Consider the following 20,846-nt stretch of genomic DNA (forward strand, 5'->3'; position numbering starts at 1 on the left):
CCGTTCTGTAGCCGAGAGTAGTAACACCAGGCCAGCATCGTCCTGTGAACGAATATTTTCCCCCCACCCTGATGGCGACCCCACGCCCGACGCAGTACCGCATGAGCCTGACGGTCGGCGAACACTCGGCCCGGCACATCCGCCGCATCGCCCGCTCCTACCTGGAGGAATGGCGGCTGGCGGAACTCACGGACGCCGTGGAACTGGCGACGACGGAGCTGATCGCCAACGTCGTGCGCCATGTCCCGGACCGCCGCTGCACGTTCCTGCTGTTGCGCCAGACGGCGGGAGTGCGGGTGGAGGTGACGGACGGTGTCCCCGAACTCCCCGCCACGCCAGGTGAGGTGTCGCTGGAGGCGGAGGGCGGCCGGGGACTCGTACTCCTGGACGCGGTGGTGGACAAGTGGGGTGTGTCGCCGTGGCCGACGGGTGGCAAGACGGTGTGGTTCGAGTGCTTGATCTCGAGCGCGCTGGAGGTCTCAGAGTGATCGGCATGCAAGGACGCTGCCCAACACCGGTCCCGGGGTCACCTCATCTGCCGGCGGGTCTGTTTCAGCTCGCCGTCGATGGCCCAGGCGTCGGCGACCGGTCCGAGGTGGCCGAGCTTGTCGGGGTTGATCACCGAGCGGATGGTCTGGATCTGCCCGTCGAGCACATCGAGGGCCAGAGCATGGAGGACCTTGCCGTCCCGGTCGCGGAAGATGGCGCCGGGCTGGCCGTTGACCTCGTGCGGCTCGAACGTCACGTCGATCCGGGCCAGCAGCGGGAAAACGGAGGCCAGAAGCCGGGCCACGTTCTCGGCGCCGAGGACGGCCCTGGCCAGCTGCGGGGCCTTGCCGCCGCCGTCCCCGACCATCTGCACGTCGGCGGCCAGTAGATCCCGCAGGCCGGCGACATCGCCTTCGCGGAGGGCGTCGAAGAACCGCGTCGCCAGCTCCTGCCGCTCCTGACGGTCCGCTTCGAACCGCGGCCGCCCGGCCTCCATGTGCCGCCGTGCCCGTACCAGCAGCTGCCGGCACGCCGCCTCCGAACGCCCCACCGCCGAGGCGACGTCGTCGAACCCGAAGCCGAACACCTCCCGCAGCACGAACACCGACCGCTCCAGCGGGCTGAGCCGCTCCAGAAGCAGCAGCGCCGCCATCGACACCGAGTCGGCCAGCTCCGCCGAGCGCGCCGGATCCTGATACGGATCGCTCAGCAGCGGCTCGGGGAACCACGGACCCACGTACTCCTCCCGCCGCACCCGCGCGGAGCGCAGCACGTCGATCGAGATCCGCGTCACCGTGGCGGACAGAAACGCCTTGACCGACGTGGGAAGGGTCGTCGAGCCGTCGAAGCGCAGCCATGTCTCCTGCACCGCATCCTCGGCCTCGCTCACGCTGCCCAGAATCCGGTAGGCGATCGAGAACAGCAGAGGCCGCAACTCCTCGAATTCCTCGACCTTGTTCACGCCGCGTCCTCCTTGAGGTCGTCCCACCCGGCCGTACGTCCCGGCCAGGCACGTTCTGGTGATCTTGCGGTCCGTCGTCGGGGCTGTGCAACGCCCCCGCCCGGGGCCTGCGACGGGCCCCGGGTGGGTCGGCATGGGCCATTCAGTGGAACTGCCCGACCTCGTAGTCGCCGGCCGGCTGCCGGGCGATGATGTTCAGCCGGTTCGCCGCGTTCGTGAAGGCGACCAGGACCGCCAGGACGCTGAGCTGTTCCTCGTCGTAGTGCTTCGCGGCACGGTCCCAGACCTCGTCGCTGACCCCGTCGGCCGCGTCCGCGACCCGGGTCCCCTGCTCCGCCAGCTCCAGCGCGGCGCGCTCGGCCTCGGTGAAGACCGTGGCCTCCCGCCACGCCGCCACCAGGTTCAGCCGCACCGAAGTCTCCCCGGCCGCGGCGGCCTCCTTGGTGTGCATGTCGATGCAGAGGGCGCAGCCGTTGATCTGGCTCACGCGCAACGCCACGAGCTCCTGTGTCGCCGCCGGCAGCGGCGACTCCTTGAACGTCCTGCCCGCCGACATGAAGTGCTTGAGGGCCTTGGCGGCGCTCGGGGTGGCGAAGTAGTTCAGTCGCGCGTCCATTGCGTTCTCCTCCGTGCTCGTCGGTGACTACACCCCCTGGGACGAGACGGCCCCACGTGCTGTGACACGAACGCGTGTGATCCACGTCTCTCCCGACTCGCGACCCCCGCCCCTACCTCCGGGGTAATCGACCACGTGCCCCACCTGGACGACAGTTGTCGGCGTAGCGACAGCTCACCCCGTCATCCCGTCCAGGAAGGGCTCGACCATGCCGTACTTCGAAGGCTCAGCCGGAACACGCCTGTTCTACACCGACTGGGGACAGGGCAAGCCGGTGGTGTTCGTGGCCGGGGCCTGGCTCAGCAGTAGCGCATGGGAGTTTCAGATGCTCCCGCTGTCCGAAGCGGGCCTGCGTTGCGTCGCCTTCGACAAGCGGGGGCACGGTCGCTCCGACTGGGTGGGCCACGGCTACGACTACGACACCCTCGCCGACGATCTCGCCGCGCTGCTCGACCACCTGGACCTCCGTGAAGTGACCCTGGTGGCGCACTCGATGGGCGGCGGAGAGGTGATCCGTTACCTCACGCATCACGGCTGCGACCGGGTCAGCCGCGTCGTGTTCATCGCCGCCACCGCTCCCCTCATGGCGTGGACCCCTGACAACCCGGACGGCATCGACCAGCGCGCCTTCGACGCCCTGTCGGCCGAGCGGACCAGGGACCGCCCCCGGTGGATGGCTCAGAACGCGCAGGCGTTCTTCGCGACGCACCTCGGCAACAACATCTCCACCGAACTCATGGAGTGGACGGTGCAAAGGTGCCTCGACTGTTCCGCCAAGGCAGCCGTCGAAGTGATCAAGACCGGCTTCCGCACCGATCTGCGCAAGGAGGCAGCCGCGCTCCAGTTGCCGACCCTGATCATCCACGGCGACGCCGACGCCTCCGCCCCGGTCGCCCTCTGCGGCCGACGGCTGGCACAGCTCATCCCGAACAACACCTACAAGGAGTACCCCCGAGCAGGCCACGGCATCTTCATGACCCACGCAGCCCAAGTCAACCAGGACCTGCTCGACTTCATCGGCTCCACCAGCGGCGCGCCGAGCCGGATCGGAGTGGCTGTGCGGGGTTAACGTCGGCCGCATGGACGGTGATCGCCGCGGTTGGCTCCCGTGTCTGCTGGGCGGGGCCGTGTTCGTCGTATGCATGGCCGGCACCACCCTGCCGACACCTCTCTACCCCCTCTACCAGGAGAAGTTCGGGTTCTCGGAGCTGACGGTCACCGTCGTGTACGCCGTCTACGCCTTCGGTGTCATCGGTGTGCTGCTGCTGGCGGGCAACGCCTCGGACGCCGTGGGCAGGCGCCCGGTGCTGCTGTGGGGCCTGGGGTTCGCGGCGTTGAGTGCGGTCTGCTTCCTGTGTGCCACCGGCCTGGGCTGGCTGTTCGCGGGGCGGCTGCTGTCGGGGCTGTCCGCCGGTCTGTTCACCGGGGCGGCCACGGCGTACGTGATGGAGCTGGCGCCGTCCGGCGGCGCCTCCCGAGCCACGCTCGTGGCGACCGCCGCCAACATGGGCGGCCTCGGCTGCGGCCCGCTGCTCGCCGGACTGCTCGCGCAGTACGCCGCCTGGCCGCTGTACCTGCCGTTCGCCGTGCATCTCGCCCTGGTCGCCTGCTCGGCCGCCGTCCTGCTGCGGCTTCCGGAGACCGTACGGGAGCGGCGGCCGCTGAACACCGTACGACCCCAACGTCCCGGCCTGCCCACCGAGGTGCGGGCGGTGTTCGGAGCGGCGGCGACCGCCTCCTTCGTCGGCTTCGCACTGTTCGGCGTGTTCACGTCCGTCAGCCCGGCCTTCCTCGCCGAGTCTCTCGACGTGCACAACCACGCCGTCAGCGGGCTGATCGTCGCGCTGGCCTTCTTCGCGTCGACCGCCGGTCAACTGGCCGTCGGCCGGGTCGGCGTCGGCCGCTCACTGCCCCTGGGCTGCGCCGGCCTCCTCGTCGGGCTGGCCCTGCTCGCGGGCGCCCTGCGCTGGGATCTGCTCACGCTCGTGGTCCTGAGCGCGATCGTCGGCGGGGCCGGCCAGGGCCTGTCGTTCCGCGCGGCGCTCTCCGCGGTGGCCCAGGCGTCTCCGGCGGACCAACGCGCGGCAGTCATCTCAACGCTGTTCGTGGTGGCGTACACCGGCATCTCGGTCCCGGTGATCGGCGTGGGTGTCCTGTCCGACCCGATCGGCCTGGAAGGCGCGGGACTCGTCTTCATCGCCTGCATGGCCGTCCTGGTCTCCGGCGCGGCCGTCTACCTCCTCCGGCGCCCGGTACCGGCGAGGACGTGAACGCTGTCCCGGACAACGGCCGCACAGGGCGCTGACCAGCCCGGACACGTCCCACGTGTCCGGGACAGCACGGACTCCTTGCCCCGCCCGGTGCCCCGGACGAAAGGTTGCGCCGTACACAAACCCGACAACCGAAAGGGATCCGGCGCCATGCCCAACTCGAAGCTCTCCCACGTACTGACAGCCGTCGCGGCACTCTCCCTGACCACCCTCGGCACCCTCGCCGCACCGACCGCCGTCGCCGCCGAGCACACCGCAGACGCACCCGCGGCGGCCGCCGCCTGCCCGTGGAGCCAGGGCGCGCCCCCGAGCAACCTGAACCCGTACCGCACGACGGACTACGCCGCCGGCAACGCCCCGGTCCGCATGGGCCCGTACGGAGTCTGCGACCAGGTCACGTCCATCCCGTCCGGCTCCTCGGTGACCGTGAACTGCTACGTCACCAACAGCTACGGCAACACCTGGTCGTACGTCCGCGGCAGCGGCTGGATCTACGACGCCAACCTCCGCAACGGCGGCTCCCCGTACCCCTGCCAGTTCTAGGGGATGTCCCGCGGGGGCCGGCACGCACCGGCCCCCGCGATGAACGCGGCAGCCTGTTTTCACGTCTACGAAACCGTGGTCCCAGCCGAACAAACACTCGTCCGGCCGACGCGCGCGGCCAACCTCCAGAGACACCCCCTCTGGGAGCGCCACCGCACCTCCCTGCTCGCCACCCTCCCGCTGCTCCCCCTCTACGCGATCTGGTGGCTGTTCCTCGCGACCGGCGGAGGGGATCTCGCCGCGCAATTGGCCTGGGCCGGGTTCGCCTCCCGGCACGGCGGGTCCGCGTACAACCTGTTCTGGTACGGCGGGATGCACACCGCCAACTACAGCCTGATATCGCCGTACTTGATGGCCGCCCTCGGTGTCCGCACCGTCACGGTCATATCCGGGCTCGTCGCCTCCTGGCTCGCCGCCGTGCTGGTGCAACGCGCCGGTGTCCGCAAGCCGCTCGGGCCCGCGCTGCTCGCGTCGTTCGCGATCTGGTGCAACGTGGCCTCGGGGCGTACGACGTTCGCGCTGGGTGTCGCCCTCGGGCTGGCCGCCGCCGTCCTGTTGACCGGGGAGCGGCGGCTCGTGCTGGCGGGTGCCTACTCCGCGCTGTCGACGACGGCTTCGCCGGTCGCGGGGTTGTTCGTCGCCGTCGTCGGCGCGGGATTCCTGCTCGTGCGGGATTACGGGCGGGCCCTCGTGCTGCTTCTCCCGCCCGCCGCAGTCGTCGGCATGACCACGCTGCTCTTCCCGTTCAACGGGCAACAGCCGATGCCGCCCGGCCGTATCTGGCCGCCCGTCCTGTTCGGTCTCGCCCTGGCCGCGTTCGCGCCCCGGGAGTGGCGGGTGGCGAGGTGGAGCGGGGTCGTGTACGCGGCCGGGACCGTCCTCGTGTATCTCGTCCCCTCCCCCATCGGGACGAACGTCGAGCGGTTCGCCGAGCTGTTCGCGCCGGCCGTTCTGCTCGCCGCGTTACGGTCCGCGCCCCGGCTCAGGCGCCTGGGCCGTCATCTGCTGATCGCGGCGCTCGTGTTCTCCGTCGGATGGGTCTGCAAGAAGACCGCCGACGATCTGTGGGTGTACACGGTCGTCCCCGCCTACGCCGCCGACCCGCAGCCCGTCGTGCAGGCCCTCCAGCGCCTCGGGGCCGACCGGACGCGCGTGGAGGCGGTTCCGGCCCGCGACCACCGCGAGGCCGTCGCGTTGGCGCCGCACGTCAACCTCGCTCGCGGCTGGAACCGCCAGCTCGACATGGAGCGGGCCCCGCTGTTCTACGACGGGACGTTCTCCCCCACGACCTACCGGGCCTGGCTGGACCACTGGGCCGTCGGCTTCGTCGTCCTGCCGCTGGGGCGGGCGGACGGGTACGCGGCGAACGAGGCGCGGCTGGTGCGGAAGGATCCGCCGGACTGGCTGGAGCCGGTGTGGCAGGACGCGAACTGGCGGGTGTACCGGGTGCGGGACGCGGTGCCGCTGGTCTCGGCGCCGGGGACGGTCGTGCGGACGGCCGACGCCGATCTGAGGCTGCGCGTCTCCCGGCCGGGCTCGGTGACGATACGGGTCGCCTACTCGCCCTGGCTGCGCGCCGACGACGGCTGTCTGAGCAAGGCAGGTGACTTCACGCGGCTCACGGTCACCGAGCCCGGCGAGTACCGGATCAGCTCCGAGTACGGTCCTTCTCGAACTCCTCGCTCCGGCTGCTGACCGCCGCCGCGGTCCTGAGGCGGGCGCGGGGCCCCTGGAGGACGTACGTGAGGCCGAAGCCCCCGCCGACCACCGCCGCGCCGCCGGCCGCGTCGAGGACCCAGTGGTTGCCGGTCGCGACGATCGCGCAGGCGGTGAGGAAGGGATGCAGCAGACCGAGCGCCTTCATCCACCACCTGGGCGCGACGATCGCGATGACGAGCCCGCACCACAGGGACCAGCCGAAGTGCAGCGACGGCATCGCCGCGTACTGGTTGGTGAGCGCGGTCAGCGTGCCGTAGTCGGGCTTGGAGAAGTCCTGGGCGCCGTGGACCGTGTCGATGATGCCGAGGCCCGGCATGAGGCGCGGCGGGGCCAGCGGGTAGAGCCAGAAGCCGACCAGGGCGAGGAGGGTGGCGATGCCGAGGGCGGAGCGGGCCCAGCGGTAGTCGACCGGGCGGCGCCAGTACAGGACGCCGAGGACGGTCAGCGGGACGAAGAAGTGGAACGACTCGTAGTAGAAGTCGAAGAAGTCGCGCAGCCGGTCGACCTTGACGACGGCGTGGTTGACGGCGTGCTCGATGTCGATCCGCAGGAAGCGTTCGATGTCGAGGATCTGGTGGCCGTGCTCCTCCGCCCGGGCCCGGCCCGCCGAGTTGCTGTCCCCGGTCGCGGCGAGCCGCACCCTGGAGTAGGCGGCGTAGGTGACGCGGATGAGGAGGAGTTCCAGGAGGAGGTTGGGGCGGGTGAGGACCCTGCGCAGGAACGGCAGCAGGGGGATGCGCCGGAAGCGGGTCGGGACGGCGGGGGCGTACTGCGTGGGGATCGGCGCGCGGTAGTACGGGGACGTGCGGGACAGGAAGGGGACGAGCGTGGCGGCGGCCAGCGCGGCCAGCAGGATCACGTTGTCGCGCACCGAGTACAGCGGCGTCATGTTCGGCAGCACCATCTTGGCCGGGAGCGTCGTCACCAGGACGACGGAGACCGGCCACACGTACCGGTCGGAGGCCCGTCTGCCGACCCGGCCGACGACCGCGAGCAGCACCCACAGCAGCTGGTGCTGCCAGGTCATCGGCGACACGGCGACGGCGACGCAGCCGGTGATCGCGACGGCGAGCAGCAGCTGGCCGTCGCGGGCGTAGCGCACGGCACGGCGCAGCCCGATGACGGCGACGGCGGCGCCGAACGCGAAGAAGAAGCCGATCTCCACGGGGCCGGTCAGCCCGAGGCGCAGCAGGGCGCCGTGCAGGGACTGGTTGGCGAGGTCGTCGGCGTCGCCGCCGAGGCCGACGCCGACCATGTGGTGCACCCAGTAGGTGTACGAGTCGTGCGGCATCGCCGCCCAGGCGAGCGCCGTGGACGCGGCGAAGGTGAGGCCGGTGGAGGCGGCACCGCGGCGGCGGCCCGTGAACCACAGCAGCGGGATGAACAGCAGCATCGTGGGCTGCAGGGCGGCGGCCAGGCCGATCAGTGCGCCGCTGGCGCGTTCCCCTCGTACGACGAAACAGCCGAGGAGGACGAGGAGCACCGGGATGATGCTGGTCTGGCCGAGCCAGAAGGCGTTGCGCACCGGCAGTGACAGCATCAGCAGGCAGACCGCGACGGGCGCGGCCAGCAGCGCGGTGCGGCGGCTGACGGGCTGCGGCAGGGCACGGGCGGCGACCAGGCCGAGGGCGACGACCAGGAGGAGGGAGCCGAAGGTCCAGCCCCAGCCGAGGGCCTGTTCAGCCGAACGGGTGAGGGGCTTGAGGACCAGGCCACCGAACGGGGTGCCGGTGAAGCGGGTGGAGTCGTAGAGGGACCCCTTGACGTGCAGGACGCCGTTCGGACCGACCCAGGTCTCCAGGTCGGTCAGCCGGTCCCCCCGGGGGGTGGCGAGGACGACGGCCACTTGTCGTACGGCGAGGACGGCGGCGACCAGCCACAGTCCGAGGCGGGCCACGCGCAGGCGTGCTCTGGCCGGCCCGACAGCCGTCGCTCCGAAGGCTTTTGCCGGTCGCCCACTGTGCTCCGCATTCGCCACGCCTCGTCGGCCTCCCGCCCCGTTCGTCCCACGCGTCACACGCGTGGGATGTGGTTCACGAGCCTTGGAGGCTCGTGCCGCCCCTGGAGAGGGACGCCGGCAACCCCCATTTCACCTAATTTGTCCGCTAGACGTTAGTCGGGGAGCACCGAGGCCGCCTCCGCAGAGCGGCGAGAACGATCACATCGCGAACAGAACCGGGGGCCCCGCCGCACCGTCGTGGACGCCGACCGGCGCGGGTGACGACGGGTGGAGGGGCTTCGGGGTGCTTCGGGACATGGGCGATTCGGGCGGTTCGGAGTTCTCGGTCGGTCCGGGCGGCTCCGGGGTCCTGGGTGAGGCTCCCGGCCCGGGCGGCTCCCTCGGCCCGGGTCGCGCCCCCGGCTCACGCCGCTTCCCCGGTTCACCCGTACGGGTGAGGCGTGTACGCGTCCTCGCCGTCGTTCTCGCGCTGTTCGCGCTCCAGCTCGGCTCGCTCGTGGCACCCGCGTACGCCTGTGGGTGCGGGGCGCTGGTTCCGGGGGCCCGGCAGCAGGTGTTCGTGGGGCGGGAGGTGTCCGTGGTGCGGTGGGACGGGCTGCAGGAGCAGATCGTGATGCGGCTGTCGGTCACGGGAGACGCCGACCGCGCCGCGTGGATCATGCCGGTGCCGCGCCGGGCGACGGTGAAGCTGGGTGACCCCGCGCTCTTCGACGAGCTGGCCGCGGCGACCGCCCCCACGGAACGCACCCGCTACCACTTCTGGCCGCAGGACGGCGACTGGCCGCTCACCACGGGCGACGGCGCCGGGGCGCGGCCGCCCGGCAGGGGCGTCGGCGCCGCCCGGCCGGAGGTGGGCGTCGTCGGACGGCAGCGGCTCGGCCCCTTCGACGTGGCCCGGCTGACCGCCACCGACCCCGGCGCCCTGGACGGCTGGCTGCGCACCAACGGCTTCGCCTTCCCGCCCCGTCTGGTGGGCCAGGAGTTCCCGACCCCGACCACGATCTCCGGCGACCACGAACTGCGGCGGGCGGCGACGGACGCCCCGTACCGGCAGGTGATCTACCAGGAGCGGCTGCGGACGGTGGGTGGGACACCGGCCTGGCTGTTGACGGTCGGCGGCGGCCTCGCCGCGCTCACCGTCGGCGTGGTATGGCTGACGCTGCGGCCGCGATCCCGGCTGCGGCCCGCTTCCCCTGATCCGATCGGCTGAATTCGCCGTGCGGGGTACCCGGGGCGTGTCTCCGTCGGGGAACCTGCGCCGGAACTTCTTCGTTAGCAGGACTAGTTAGAGCTTCTAACTTCCAGCGGCTTGTAGAGGAGAGACAGAGCGCATGAGCGACTCGCAGATCTGGGATGCCGTCGACGCGTACTTCACCGCTCATCTGACCCCGGACGACGAGGTCACCCGCGCCGCGCTGCGGGACAGCGAGGCGGCGGGCCTGCCGCAGGTCAACGTCACGGCGAACCAGGGCAAGCTGCTCCAGCTGCTCGCCCAGATCCAGGGTGCCCGCACCATCCTGGAGATCGGCACCCTGGGGGGCTACAGCACCATCTGGCTGGGCCGGGCGCTCCCGGCCGACGGCCGTCTGATCTCCCTGGAGTACGACCCCAAGCACGCGGAGGTCGCCACCCGCAACATCGCCCGGGCGGGCCTCGACAAGCTCGTCGAGGTGCGCGTCGGCGCGGCCCTGGACTCGCTGCCCCATCTCGCCGACGAGAACCCGCCCCCCTTCGACCTGGTCTTCATCGACGCCGACAAGGCCAACAACGCCCGCTACGTGGAGTGGGCGCTGAGGCTCACCAGCGCGGGCAGCCTGATCGTCGTCGACAACGTCGTCCGGGGCGGCCGCGTCGCCGACGTGGACAGCAGCACCCCCGACGTCCAGGGCACCCGCGCCGCGATCGAGCTCATCGGCACCCACCCGCGCCTCAGCGGCACCGCGGTCCAGACGGTGGGCAGCAAGGGGTACGACGGTTTCGCGCTGGCACGGGTGCTGGCGTAGCCGCAGCCCCGCGCAGGCGGTCACGCCTCGTGATAGAACCCCACGTTGACGCTGCGCGGCCCGGTGCGGTCCACGATGACGATCTCACCGGCGCCGCCCTTCGGCAGCTGCACGGTCCCGCCGTACGCGATGGTCTGCGCGTACTCCCCGACCACCAGCCGCACCTCGGAGGACGGGTCGGACTGCGAGCCGCGCAGCCAGGTGACCTGCCAGCCGCCCTCGGGCCCGCACAGGAACTCCAGGTGGACCCGCGAGACGAACAGCCAGTCGTCGGGGGTGGCGAGACGGCACACGGATCTGTCCCGGCCCACCCGAAGCACGGCGCCCGGCTCACTGGGCGCATCGGCCATGAGCATGCCGGCCGTGGCGCCCGCGTCCGTCCCGGACACGGTGGCCATGGTGAGTTCGAGCACGTGCGCTCCTTCTGAAGTGTGCCTGACGCAGGGTCCTGCTGAACTGTGCGTGCGAGCGGTCCGGTTGGCGACCGCCGCCGCATGATAAATCGCCCGGTGGCACCGCGTCCGGCACAATGGAGTCATGACCGAGCGAAAGCCACCGGGCGTACCGTTCGAGTCCTGGGTCGACAAGCAGATCCGAGACGCGCAGAGCCGCGGTGAGTTCGACGAGCTTCCCGGCGCGGGCGAGCCGCTGCCGCCGGGTATGGACACGTCGTACGACGAACTGTGGTGGGTCCGGCGCAAGATGGCCCGCGAGGGTCTGGTCGTGCTGCCGCCCGCGCTGGCCCTGCGCAAGGAGGCCGAGGACACGCTCGCGGCTGCCCTGGTGGCGCCCTCGGAGCGGATCGTGCGGAAGCTGATCACCGACGTCAACGTCAAGATCCGCGAGATGATGTTCAAACCGCCGCCCGGGCCCCCGCTGGGCAAGAAGCCGTATGACGTCGAGGACGTCGTACGACAGTGGCGGGAGCTCCGGACGGCGGTGGACGCGTCGGACGCGTCGTCGGATGTTCGACGGGTGTCAGACGCGTAGGAGTCGTTCCGCCAGCTCGCGGTAGTCCCGCAGGGCCAGGCGGAGTTGTTCGGTGTCGGTGGTCGTCGTGGGCTTGCCCTCGCCGCCCTCCGTGGACTGCCACGCCCCGCGCAGGGTGCGGCGACGGCGCGTCACGGCCTCAGTGAAACGCGAGGCGATCTCCTCCAGGACGTGGTCGGCCTCCTCCACGGCGCCCTTGGGCCCGTCGACGAACCCGGACACGGCGTGGTGCAGCTGCAGCGCGAGCTTGTCGGCCTCGTCGTGCGAGAGGAGCCGGGCCTCTTCTTCGTGCGACGGGGTGGAAGCGGCTTCGTGCGACGGGGTGGAGGCGGCGCGGCCCGTCGTCTTGAAGGTGTCCTCCTTCGCTAGGCCGGCTCCGCTCAGCGACTTCCCGCCCATGGGCGTGCCGTGCTCCTCGGGGATTCCCGGGGATTCCTTGCCGACCGGGGTGCCCCGGGGTCCGGCGCCGGTCGCACCCGTGCCGGAGACGTCCTCCGCCCCGGCACCGAGCCCACCGGGCGTGTGCGTGCCCGCTCCGGGGACCCTGCGTTCGTCCGTGCTCTCGCCCGTGCGCTCACCCGGGATGCCCTTCGCGCCCGGCTCCGGGGTGCGTCGCCTGCCCTCATCGGGTGTCACGTCGGTCATCTCGTTCACCCCTGCCCCGTCTGGTGCCGCTGGAAGGACGGCAGGTGACCGCGGCCGCCCGCGCGGGCCTTGCTGTGGTGGTCGTCGGTCGCGCGATGGCGTCCCGAGTCACGGCGGACCGGGCCCATCAGGGCCTCGAACAGGTCACGGGCCTCGACCAGCGTCTCGCGCAGCTCCTCCGTGCCCGGGGTCCGGCCGTCCTGCTCACTGCCCGCACGCCCGCGCACCACGCTGTGGACGCGCCGGTAGCCGTGCACATGGTGCCCGTGGTGCACGGACAGCGCGGCGACCTGCTCCTCGTACCGCCCGCCGTCGGGGAAGCCCCGGGCTCCGGCCAGCTCGGAGAGCAGCTGCTCCGCCTCGGCCACCGCCTCCTGCGGCGAGTCGACGAAGCGCTCCTGGACGGCCGTCCAGCGGGCCTCGAACCGTTCCCGCTCCGCCGGCTCCAGCGGCCGCTCCTGCAGCCCGCCGTGCCGTTCCACGAGTGCGCCGAGTTCCCGCTCGGCAGCCTTGGTGTCTCCGTCATGCCGTGCCACGGCACGGTCGTACTCGGGCCCGAAGCGCCGCTTCAGGCTTCCTCCGCCCCGCGCTCCTCGGCCCCGGAGAGCCAGGACGGCCGCCACTGCTACGACGGCCGCCACGATCACGATCAGAGCGATGATCACGCCTGTGGACATGGTTGCCTTCCGGTGTATGGCCCAGTGGGCCGACTTACACGTCGAGTTGCCCGGAAGGCCTCTCCCAAACGGCCCCGACAGGCCATCGGTGCCGTCCGAAATTCGTGTGACGGGCGTGTCGATCCGCCGACGGCCCGATCGACGTCAGGGTGAAGGAAGACATGAGGGAAGACCTGAGGAGATTGTCATGGGTGAGGTCATCGCACGGCTGGCCATGTCGCTGGACGGATACGTCGCGGGCCCGGACTCGGGCCGCGAACACCCCCTGGGCATCGGCGGGGAGCGGCTGCACGCATGGGTGTACGGGCTGCGCACCTTTCGCCGGATGCAGGGGATGGAGGGCGGGACGGACGGCCCGGACGACGACCTGATCGCCGAGTGGGTCGAGCGGCCGGGCGCGGTGGTCATGGGCCACGGCATGTACATCACCGGTGAGATCCCCTGGGGCGACGACCCGCCCTTCCACGCCCCGGTCTACGTCGTCACCCACCACCCCCGCGAGCCACTGGTGAAGGAGGGCGGAACCACCTTCCACTTCGTCACCGAGGGCCCCGGGCGCGCCCTGGAGCTGGCCCGCGAGGCGGCCGGGGACAAGGACGTGTCGCTGGCGGGAGGCGCCGACCTGGTGCAGCAGTTCATCCGCGCCGGATGGCTGGACGAACTCCTCCTGCACGTCGTGCCGGTCCTGGCGTGCGGCGGCCGACGGCTCTTCGGCGACCGCGGCGAGCTGGGCGACCAGCACATCGAGTGGGCGAAGACGCAGGTCGTGGACTCGCCCGGGGTCACGCATATTCGGTTGCGCGCGGTACGGGCCGACTCCCGAGAATGACCGGTATGACTTCCCCGGCCGCCCGACTCTCCTGGACCGTAGCCCCCGAACCCTTCGACTCGCCCGTCGCCGCCGCGCTCTGGCGGGCGTACTACACGGAGGTCAGCGACCGCTGGTACCTGCTGCACGAGGGGCACAGGACCGACCCGGACGAGCTGGAGCGCGAGGTCGCCGCGACGACCGGTTCGGACCTCGCCCCGCCCGGCGGGCAGTTACTCGTCGCGCGGTACGGGGGTGAGCCGGCCGGCAGCGCGGGCGTACGGCTCCTCGACGCGACGACCGCCGAGCTCAAGCGCGTGTTCCTGCTGCCCGGCGCGCGCGGGAAGGGCGGCGCGGCACTGCTCGTCCGGGCCGCCGAGGACGCCGCCCGAGAGCTCGGCGCCACACGGCTGATCCTCGACACCCGCAGCGACCTCGTGGAGGCCCGCGCCCTGTACGCCCGACTCGGCTACACGGAGACCGAGCGGCACAACGACGAGCCGTACGCGGAGCACTGGTTCAGCAAGGAGCTCAGCCCGGATGCGGCCCAGGCGCTCGGCCGGTAGTCGGGGTAGCCGGCCGGGCGCCCAGCCCGGGCGCCGACCGGACGCCGGTCGAGTCGTCGGGCCGGCGTCAGCCAAGCACCCGGCCCAACCCCGACCGCACGCTGCTCCGATGGCGCCGACCCGACGCCCGGCCCAGACGTCGACCAGGCAAGGCTTCCATGCCGGGGGGCAGGCCGACGCTCAGCCGAGGCACCAGCCGGACGGCCGACCCCCGACGCCCCGCGGTCGCCAGCCCCGGCACCGACCGGGCGCCCAACCCCGGCGCAGGGCAGGGATCCGACCCAGGCGTCAGCCACGCACCCAGCCCAACCGCGACCGGACGGCCGGCCCCCGACGCCCCGCGGTCGCCCAACCCAGCCCAGCCCCGGCGCCCAACCCCGGCGCTGGCCAGGCACCCGACCCAAGCGCCGCCGAGCACCCGGCCCATGCGTCAGCCGCGCACCCAGCCCAACCCGGACCGCGCGCTCAGCCCCGGCACCGACCAAGACCTCAGCGCAGGCTCGGTCAAGTGTTCAGCCCGGATTCGGCACCGGGCGGCCGTTGTGGGGCTGTTCGCGGTCGGAGCCGCACAGTTCCTCGTTGAGGTCCCTGACGAGCAGGGTGAGGTCGGTGGGGCGGTCCGGTCCCCACCAGTCGCCGAGCAGTTCGGCCAGGGACTCCTCCCGGGCGGTCGCCAGCCGCTCGGCGACCTCGCGGCCCTGGTCGGTCAGTACGAGGTCGGGGCCCGCGCGCACGGCGAGCCGCCGCTCCTCGATCTGGCGGGCGGCCTCGACGATCACACCCAGCGGTACGGGGGTGCGGCCCGCGAGCTCGGCCGGCTCCACCCTGCCGTGCCTCTTGATCCGCAGCAGCAGCCAGCTCGCCCCCGGCAGCAGGTCGTACCCGGCCCTTGCGGTGATCTTCCGGTAGACCTCGCGGCGGCCCTCCCGGGTGCCGAGGGCGGACAACGCGCGGCACACCTCGTCGTACGAGGACCGCTCGACCGGGTTGCTGGCCAGCGTCTCGGTGACGTCGGGGGCGGTGACCGAGCCGCGCAGGGGCTCCTCCTTCAGGAACCAGGCCAGGGCGAAGGCGAGGAGGGCGACCGGGGCGGCGTACAGGAAGACGTCGGTGATGGCGGACGCGTACGCGTGCAGCGCCTCCGGGCGCAGGGCGGGCGGCAGGGCGGCGATGCCGCGCGGGTCGGCCTCCAGGGAGTCCGCCGAGGCACCGGGCGGGAGCTGGGCGCCCCGGAAGGCGTCGGTGAGCTTGTCGCCCAGGCGGCTCGCGAAGACCGTACCGAAGATGGCCACGCCGAAGGAGGCGCCGATGGAGCGGAAGAAGGTGGCGCCGGAGGTGGCGACGCCCAGATCCTCGTAGGAGACGGCGTTCTGGACGATGAGCACGAGGACCTGCATGACAAGTCCGAGACCGAGGCCGAAGACGAAGAAGTACGCGCTCATCTCGGCGGTGGAGCTGCCCTCGTCGAGCCGATGGAGCAGCAACAGGCCGACGGCGGTGACACCCGTGCCCACGACCGGGAACACCTTCCAGCGGCCGGTGCGGCTGACGACCTGTCCGGAGCCGGTGGACGACAGCAGCAGGCCGAGCACCATCGGCAGCATGTGGACGCCGGACATGGTCGGGGAGACGCCCTGGACGACCTGGAGGAAGGTCGGCAGGTAGGTCATCGCGCCGAACATCGCGAAGCCGACGATGAAGCTGATGACGGCGGAGAGGGTGAAGGTGCGGATGCGGAACAGGTTCAGCGGCAGGACGGGTTCGGCGGCCCGCCGTTCGACGGACACGAACAGGGTGGCCAGTACGACACCGAGGAGCGCGAGGCCGACGATCTGGACGGATGCCCAGGCCCATGTCGTGCCGCCGAGGGAGGCGACGAGGACCAGACAGGTGGCCACGGAGGCGATGAGGGCGGTGCCGAGGTAGTCGATGACGTGCGGGGTCGCCCGGCGCGGGATGTGCAGCGCGGTCGCGATCACGGCGAGCGCGACGACGCCGATCGGCAGGTTGACGTAGAACACCCAGCGCCAGCTCAGGTGTTGAGTGAACAGCCCGCCCAGCAGCGGTCCCAGCACACTTGTGGCGCCGAAGACAGCTCCGAACAGCCCCTGGTAGCGCCCGCGTTCGCGGGGCGGGACGATGTCCCCGACGATCGCCATCGACAGCACCAGCAACCCGCCGCCGCCGAGCCCCTGGAGGGCCCGGAAGCCGATGAGCTGGGCCATGTCCTGCGCCGCCCCGCACAGCGCGGAGCCGACGAGAAAGATCACGATCGCGATCTGGAACAGCCTTTTGCGCCCGTACTGGTCACCGAGCTTGCCCCACAGCGGAGTCGCGGCCGTCGAGGCCAGCAGGTACGCCGTGACCACCCAGGAGAGGTGCTCCATACCGCCGAGTTCGCTGACGATCGTGGGCAGCGCGGTCGACACGATGGTCTGGTCGAGGGCGGCGAGCAGCATCCCGAGCAGCAGGGCGCCGATCGACACGAGGACGTTGCCGGGCACATGCCGCTCCGCCTCTCCCGTCCGGGCGTGCGCGTCCAGGGCCATGGAGACCTCCTGAGGCTCTCGTGACACCTCCATCCTGAACGGTGTGACCAATTATGGCCCGTTGAGTCCTGTTGGAAGGGCACATTCCGGGGGTCGACCACGGGGGCGCGTGTGGAGGATCTGCATAATCTCTGGAATTCGTATGGGGAGGGACCGAACACGTGGACGAGTCGAACGGCCATCAGTGCCCGGAATGCGGGGCGCTCAGGGCACGGGACAACACCCCGTCGTGCGCCTGCACCCAACGGGCGTCCGACGCCCTGCGCGCCACGCGCACGGCGGAGGCGGCCGCGGCGGAGGATTTCGATCCGCTGCGGATACGGCCGTACGTGGAGATCGAGGGGGAGACCGGGGAAACCGGAGAGACCCGGGCGGCCGGGGAAGCCGGGGAGGCCGGCGGTACGCACCAGGGGCCGTCCGCTCCGGACGCGACGATGCCGTTGCGCGCGGTCGGCACGGAGCGGCCCGGGCCCATGGAGGCGACGGCGGCGCTGCCCACTCCCCTGGCGCCCCCGTCCGGCACGCCCAGCAGCTCGGACCTGAACCTGTTCGAGGGAGCACCGGGGAACGCGCATGCCCCGGACGGCTCTGACGGTCCGTACGTCTCGGACGCGGGGGCGGAGCGACCTCGCCGTCACCGCCGGACGGTGCTGCTCGGGGTCACGGCGGCGGTCGTGGCGGTGGTGGCCGCGGCCGGGTACGCGAGCGGTCTGTTCTCCTACGAGACTCCGTCGAGGGACGGTTCGGCATCGAAGGATGTACGAGCGGCGGTGCCGGCCCCGTCGAAGAGCGCGAGTTCCACACCTTCGGCGACCACACCCGGCCCGGCATCCCCTGCGCCGACGCCCACGGCCGCGCCCTCGTCGGCCAGTCCGAGCCCGTCCCCTTCCCGCTCGGCGTCCAGCGCACCGCCCTCCTCCTCCCCCTCGACCGAGCCGACCCCGGCCGGCCCCTCCGCCACCGGCTCCCCCACACCCGTGCCCGAGGAGAGCGCGGCCCGCAAGGGCGGCCCCGACACCGGCGCCGACAAGGCCGACACCGACACCATCGCCCTGCGCCGCGGCGACCGCGGCCCCGAGGTGAGCGAACTCCAGCAGCGGCTGCGCCAGTTGTTCCTCTACAACGACGACATCGACGGCACATACGGCGCGGAGCTGGAGAGCGCCGTCCGCAACTACCAGTGGTCCCGCGGCATCCAGGACGACGAGTTGGGCGTGTACGGCCCGGCCACGCGAGCCGCGCTGGAGTCGGAGACGAAGGAGCCGTAGAGCAACCGACCCGAACGGTCACCTCACCGGCAGGCGTCACCCCACCGGCAGGCGTCAGCCCACCGGCAGGCGTCAGCCCACCGGTGGGCGTTCACCTCACCGGTGGGCGTTCACCCAGCCGACCCACCGTGCACCACCAGACGCACCCCACTCCCGCTCGCCAGAGCCTCGACCCGCACGCCCTCCAGATCCCTCACCCACACGTCGGGGCCGTGATCCCCGGCCCGCTCTCCGACCCCCACCACCCGCATCCCCGCGGCGCGCCCCGCCGCGATGCCCGCGCCCGAGTCCTCGAAGACCACGCAGTCCGCGGGGTCCACGCCCAGTTCGGCGGCGCCCTTGAGGAAGCCCTCGGGGTCGGGCTTGCTGGCGCCCACGGATTCCGCGGTGATGCGGGTCTCGGGGAGGGGGAGGCCGGCCGCGGTCATGCGGGCCGTGGAGAGGGGGACGTCCGCCGAGGTCACGAGGGCGTGGGGGATCCCCCGGAGGGAGGAGAGGAAGGCCCGCGCGCCGGGGACCGGGACGACGCCGTCCATGTCCGCGGTCTCCTCCGCGAGCATGCGCGCGTTGTCCGCGTGGTTCTGCTCCACGGGGCGGTCGGGCAGCAACAGCGCCATCGACGCGTGGCCCTGCCTGCCGTGGACGACCTTCATCACCTCGTCGCCGTCCAGCCCGTGCCGCTGTGCCCAGCGGCGCCAGATGCGTTCCACCACGGCGTCCGAGTTGACGAGGGTGCCGTCCATGTCGAGGAGGAGGGCGCGGGCGGTGAGCACGGCGGTGGCCGTCATCGGCAGCTCCAAGCACAGGCTCAAGCGGGGGAACACGGGCGACACGGGAGAACAGAAGAAACAAAGCGCCCCGCCCGCCGGTCAGGGAAAACGGGCGGGAGCCACTTTGTTCCTCCACGGTACAAAATAGGAGCCGCATACGCCAGAGCCTGGCCCGACCTCCCGCAACCGTTCACCCGCCGTTCAGCTCGTCCCGGCCCTCCCCCGCCCCTGAGAGCTCTCATGGCTCTCAGACCCCTCAGGACACCGCCTCCGCGAGGCTCCACACCCCCAGCCCGACCATCAGCAACGCCGCCACCCGCGTGATCAGCCGCAGCGGCACACGCTTCATCAGCGCCCTTCCGCCGACGATGCCCAGCCCGGCCACCGCCCACAGCGCGAGGACCGCGCCGAGGCCGACGGAGAGGGGATCGTCGTAGCGGGCCGCGAGGTTCGCGGTCATGATCTGGGTCAGGTCACCGAACTCGGCGACGAGGATGAGCATGAATCCGGCGCCGGCGACCTTCCAGAAGGACTGGTTCTCGGGGCTGCGGACCTCCTCCTCGTCCTCGCCCTTCTTCAGCAGGAGCACCGCCGCACCCGCGAGGAAGAGCACACCCGTCAGTGCCTGCACGATCCGCTGGGGCAGCAGCGTCAGCACGCTGCCGGCCGCCACGGCGAGGGCCACATGCAGCGCGAACGCGGCGGCGACGCCGGCGAAGACGTAGGAGGCGCGGTAGCGGGTGCCGAGGACGAGGCCGGCGAGGGCCGTCTTGTCCGGGAGTTCGGCGAGAAAGACGACGCCGAACACGAGCGCTGTCACGGTGAAACTGATCAAGGTTCCTCAATCGGTCGGGGCCGCCCCGCCGAGAGTGTTTGAACCTTCGCGACCTTCGAAACTTTCGCGGCCCTGCGACACGACACCTCGGCTGGGCAGCACACTCGGCCCGTGCCGTACGGCACGGGCGTGCACTGCTTGCCGAAGGTCTCGCTGGCGACCTCTTGACCGAGGTCCGCCTCCGGGCGCCGGCTCAGGCGAGCTGAGCAGTATGTCGACGGTCCGGCGAAGAGCTACTCCCCTTCAACTCCGTCCATCGTACGTGACGCCCGCCAGAACTCCCCGGCCCGGACCCCTTGTCGTGTCATGCACACGTCATTAACTTCTAACCCGCCCCACACCCCACCGCAACACGGCGCCGCGAGCATTCCCTCGCCCGCACCCCAACGCCGCCCCACCCCAAGGGAGTTCGCATGTCGAAGTTCTACGCGCGTCGACGCCTCAGCATACTCTCGGCCCTCACCGGCCTCATAGCCTCCGTCGCACTGTTCAACTCCCCGACCGCCTCCGCCGCGCTCCCCACCCCGGTCAGCGCCGCCACCGCACGCACCTACCTGGCCTCCCTCACCGTGGCCACCGAAAACCGCACCGGCTACGACCGCGACCTCTTCCCGCTCTGGATCACGATCAGCGGCAGCTGCAACACCCGCGAGACGGTCCTCAAGCGTGACGGCTCCGGCGTCGTCACCGACTCCTCCTGCGCCTCCACCAGCGGCAGCTGGTACTCCCCGTACGACGGCGCGACCTGGACCGCCGCCTCCGACCTCGACATCGACCACCTGGTCCCGCTCGCCGAGGCCTGGGACTCCGGCGCCAGCGGCTGGACGACCGCGCGGCGCCAGGCCTTCGCCAACGACCTGACCCGCCCGCAGCTCATCGCCGTCACCGACAACGTCAACCAGGCCAAGGGCGACCAGGACCCGGCCACCTGGATGCCGTCGCGCACGGCCTACCGCTGCACCTACGTCCGCGCCTGGGTCCAGGTGAAGTACTACTACGACCTCTCCGTGGACTCCGCCGAGAAGAGCGCGCTCACCAACTACCTCGCGGGCTGCTGAGTGAACTGCTGAGCGCAGGGATCTCCCCGTTCTCCTCCGTCGTTCCGTACCGTACGGGGCGACACAGGAGGCTGAGCCGAAGGGGCGCGCCGGTGTCGAGGGGGCGAACGCGCGGAGGC

21 protein-coding genes are annotated in these 20,846 nt (G+C 71.6%); 12 read left to right on the forward strand and 9 right to left on the reverse strand.

The window, feature by feature from the left end; all coding sequences use genetic code 11:
* Window positions 1–101 precede the first annotated feature (101 nt).
* Complete coding sequence (locus ACGFNV_RS27885; RefSeq protein ID WP_393625915.1) at window positions 102–488, forward strand: ATP-binding protein; 387 nt, start codon at window positions 102–104, stop codon at window positions 486–488.
* Window positions 489–526: 38 nt separating this feature from the next.
* Here the strand turns inward: ACGFNV_RS27885 and ACGFNV_RS27890 are convergent, their stop codons facing one another.
* On the reverse strand, window positions 527–1,450 hold the full coding sequence (locus ACGFNV_RS27890) for an RNA polymerase sigma-70 factor (RefSeq protein ID WP_393625917.1): 924 nt from the start codon (window positions 1,448–1,450) through the stop codon (window positions 527–529).
* A gap of 142 nt (window positions 1,451–1,592) precedes the next feature.
* Window positions 1,593–2,066 carry a carboxymuconolactone decarboxylase family protein gene (locus tag ACGFNV_RS27895; protein ID WP_393625919.1) on the reverse strand — a complete coding sequence of 158 codons (474 nt, stop codon included), beginning with the start codon at window positions 2,064–2,066 and terminating at the stop codon, window positions 1,593–1,595.
* A gap of 208 nt (window positions 2,067–2,274) precedes the next feature.
* Here ACGFNV_RS27895 and ACGFNV_RS27900 point away from each other — a divergent pair, with 208 nt between their 5' ends.
* The 4 genes from ACGFNV_RS27900 (at window position 2,275) to ACGFNV_RS27915 (ending at window position 6,574) form a co-directional block, all read left to right on the forward strand.
* The gene (locus ACGFNV_RS27900; protein ID WP_393625920.1) at window positions 2,275–3,135 is read left to right on the forward strand and encodes an alpha/beta fold hydrolase; all 861 of its coding nucleotides are present in this window, start codon (window positions 2,275–2,277) and stop codon (window positions 3,133–3,135) included.
* 10 nt (window positions 3,136–3,145) lie between these two features.
* Complete coding sequence (locus tag ACGFNV_RS27905) at window positions 3,146–4,336, forward strand: MFS transporter (RefSeq protein WP_393625922.1); 1,191 nt, start codon at window positions 3,146–3,148, stop codon at window positions 4,334–4,336.
* Between the two features lie 150 nt (window positions 4,337–4,486).
* On the forward strand, window positions 4,487–4,879 hold the full coding sequence (locus ACGFNV_RS27910) for a hypothetical protein (RefSeq protein ID WP_393625923.1): 393 nt from the start codon (window positions 4,487–4,489) through the stop codon (window positions 4,877–4,879).
* Between the two features lie 75 nt (window positions 4,880–4,954).
* Window positions 4,955–6,574, forward strand: a complete 1,620-nt coding sequence (locus ACGFNV_RS27915) for a hypothetical protein (RefSeq protein WP_393625925.1) — start codon at window positions 4,955–4,957, stop codon at window positions 6,572–6,574.
* On the opposite strand, the gene ACGFNV_RS27920 is transcribed toward ACGFNV_RS27915, so the two are convergent.
* Window positions 6,528–8,576 (reverse strand): bifunctional glycosyltransferase 87/phosphatase PAP2 family protein, encoded by a 2,049-nt coding sequence (locus ACGFNV_RS27920; RefSeq protein WP_393625927.1) that lies wholly within the window; start codon window positions 8,574–8,576, stop codon window positions 6,528–6,530. The two genes, ACGFNV_RS27915 and ACGFNV_RS27920, sit on opposite strands and share 47 nt — an antisense overlap.
* Window positions 8,577–8,853: 277 nt before the next feature.
* Between ACGFNV_RS27920 and ACGFNV_RS27925 the strand changes: the two genes are divergently transcribed.
* Both ACGFNV_RS27925 and ACGFNV_RS27930 read left to right on the forward strand, forming a co-directional pair.
* The gene (locus ACGFNV_RS27925; protein ID WP_393625928.1) at window positions 8,854–9,768 is read left to right on the forward strand and encodes a DUF2330 domain-containing protein; all 915 of its coding nucleotides are present in this window, start codon (window positions 8,854–8,856) and stop codon (window positions 9,766–9,768) included.
* Between the two features lie 121 nt (window positions 9,769–9,889).
* Window positions 9,890–10,561 carry an O-methyltransferase gene (locus ACGFNV_RS27930; protein ID WP_393625930.1) on the forward strand — a complete coding sequence of 224 codons (672 nt, stop codon included), beginning with the start codon at window positions 9,890–9,892 and terminating at the stop codon, window positions 10,559–10,561.
* Between the two features lie 20 nt (window positions 10,562–10,581).
* Here the strand turns inward: ACGFNV_RS27930 and ACGFNV_RS27935 are convergent, their stop codons facing one another.
* Window positions 10,582–10,974, reverse strand: coding sequence for an FHA domain-containing protein (locus tag ACGFNV_RS27935; protein WP_133926671.1), 393 nt, complete (start codon window positions 10,972–10,974; stop codon window positions 10,582–10,584).
* Between the two features lie 124 nt (window positions 10,975–11,098).
* On the opposite strand from ACGFNV_RS27935, the gene ACGFNV_RS27940 reads away from it, so the two are divergent.
* The gene (locus ACGFNV_RS27940; protein WP_393625932.1) at window positions 11,099–11,551 is read left to right on the forward strand and encodes a DUF1992 domain-containing protein; all 453 of its coding nucleotides are present in this window, start codon (window positions 11,099–11,101) and stop codon (window positions 11,549–11,551) included.
* On the opposite strand, the gene ACGFNV_RS27945 is transcribed toward ACGFNV_RS27940, so the two are convergent.
* Both ACGFNV_RS27945 and ACGFNV_RS27950 read right to left on the reverse strand, forming a co-directional pair.
* Window positions 11,540–12,196 (reverse strand): hypothetical protein, encoded by a 657-nt coding sequence (locus ACGFNV_RS27945; protein ID WP_393625934.1) that lies wholly within the window; start codon window positions 12,194–12,196, stop codon window positions 11,540–11,542. The genes ACGFNV_RS27940 and ACGFNV_RS27945 overlap by 12 nt on opposite strands.
* Window positions 12,197–12,201: 5 nt before the next feature.
* Window positions 12,202–12,873, reverse strand: a complete 672-nt coding sequence (locus tag ACGFNV_RS27950; protein WP_393625936.1) for a hypothetical protein — start codon at window positions 12,871–12,873, stop codon at window positions 12,202–12,204.
* 187 nt (window positions 12,874–13,060) lie between these two features.
* Between ACGFNV_RS27950 and ACGFNV_RS27955 the strand changes: the two genes are divergently transcribed.
* Both ACGFNV_RS27955 and ACGFNV_RS27960 read left to right on the forward strand, forming a co-directional pair.
* Window positions 13,061–13,702 carry a dihydrofolate reductase family protein gene (locus ACGFNV_RS27955; RefSeq protein ID WP_393625938.1) on the forward strand — a complete coding sequence of 214 codons (642 nt, stop codon included), beginning with the start codon at window positions 13,061–13,063 and terminating at the stop codon, window positions 13,700–13,702.
* 5 nt (window positions 13,703–13,707) lie between these two features.
* Entirely contained in the window at window positions 13,708–14,247 is a 540-nt protein-coding gene (locus tag ACGFNV_RS27960; protein WP_393625940.1) for a GNAT family N-acetyltransferase, read from the forward strand.
* Window positions 14,248–14,759: 512 nt separating this feature from the next.
* Here the strand turns inward: ACGFNV_RS27960 and ACGFNV_RS27965 are convergent.
* Entirely contained in the window at window positions 14,760–16,796 is a 2,037-nt protein-coding gene (locus tag ACGFNV_RS27965) for a DHA2 family efflux MFS transporter permease subunit (RefSeq protein WP_393625942.1), read from the reverse strand.
* Between the two features lie 161 nt (window positions 16,797–16,957).
* On the opposite strand from ACGFNV_RS27965, the gene ACGFNV_RS27970 reads away from it, so the two are divergent.
* Window positions 16,958–18,064, forward strand: a complete 1,107-nt coding sequence (locus tag ACGFNV_RS27970) for a peptidoglycan-binding protein (protein ID WP_393625943.1) — start codon at window positions 16,958–16,960, stop codon at window positions 18,062–18,064.
* A gap of 110 nt (window positions 18,065–18,174) precedes the next feature.
* Here the strand turns inward: ACGFNV_RS27970 and ACGFNV_RS27975 are convergent, their stop codons facing one another.
* On the reverse strand, window positions 18,175–18,852 hold the full coding sequence (locus ACGFNV_RS27975) for an HAD-IA family hydrolase (protein ID WP_393625945.1): 678 nt from the start codon (window positions 18,850–18,852) through the stop codon (window positions 18,175–18,177).
* A gap of 238 nt (window positions 18,853–19,090) precedes the next feature.
* Complete coding sequence (locus ACGFNV_RS27980) at window positions 19,091–19,669, reverse strand: TMEM165/GDT1 family protein (RefSeq protein WP_393625947.1); 579 nt, start codon at window positions 19,667–19,669, stop codon at window positions 19,091–19,093.
* A gap of 413 nt (window positions 19,670–20,082) precedes the next feature.
* On the opposite strand from ACGFNV_RS27980, the gene ACGFNV_RS27985 reads away from it, so the two are divergent.
* Entirely contained in the window at window positions 20,083–20,727 is a 645-nt protein-coding gene (locus ACGFNV_RS27985) for an HNH endonuclease family protein (protein WP_393625949.1), read from the forward strand.
* Window positions 20,728–20,846 lie beyond the last annotated feature (119 nt).

It is taken from the genome of Streptomyces sp. NPDC048751, assembly GCF_043198595.1.
GTDB lineage: Bacteria > Actinomycetota > Actinomycetes > Streptomycetales > Streptomycetaceae > Streptomyces.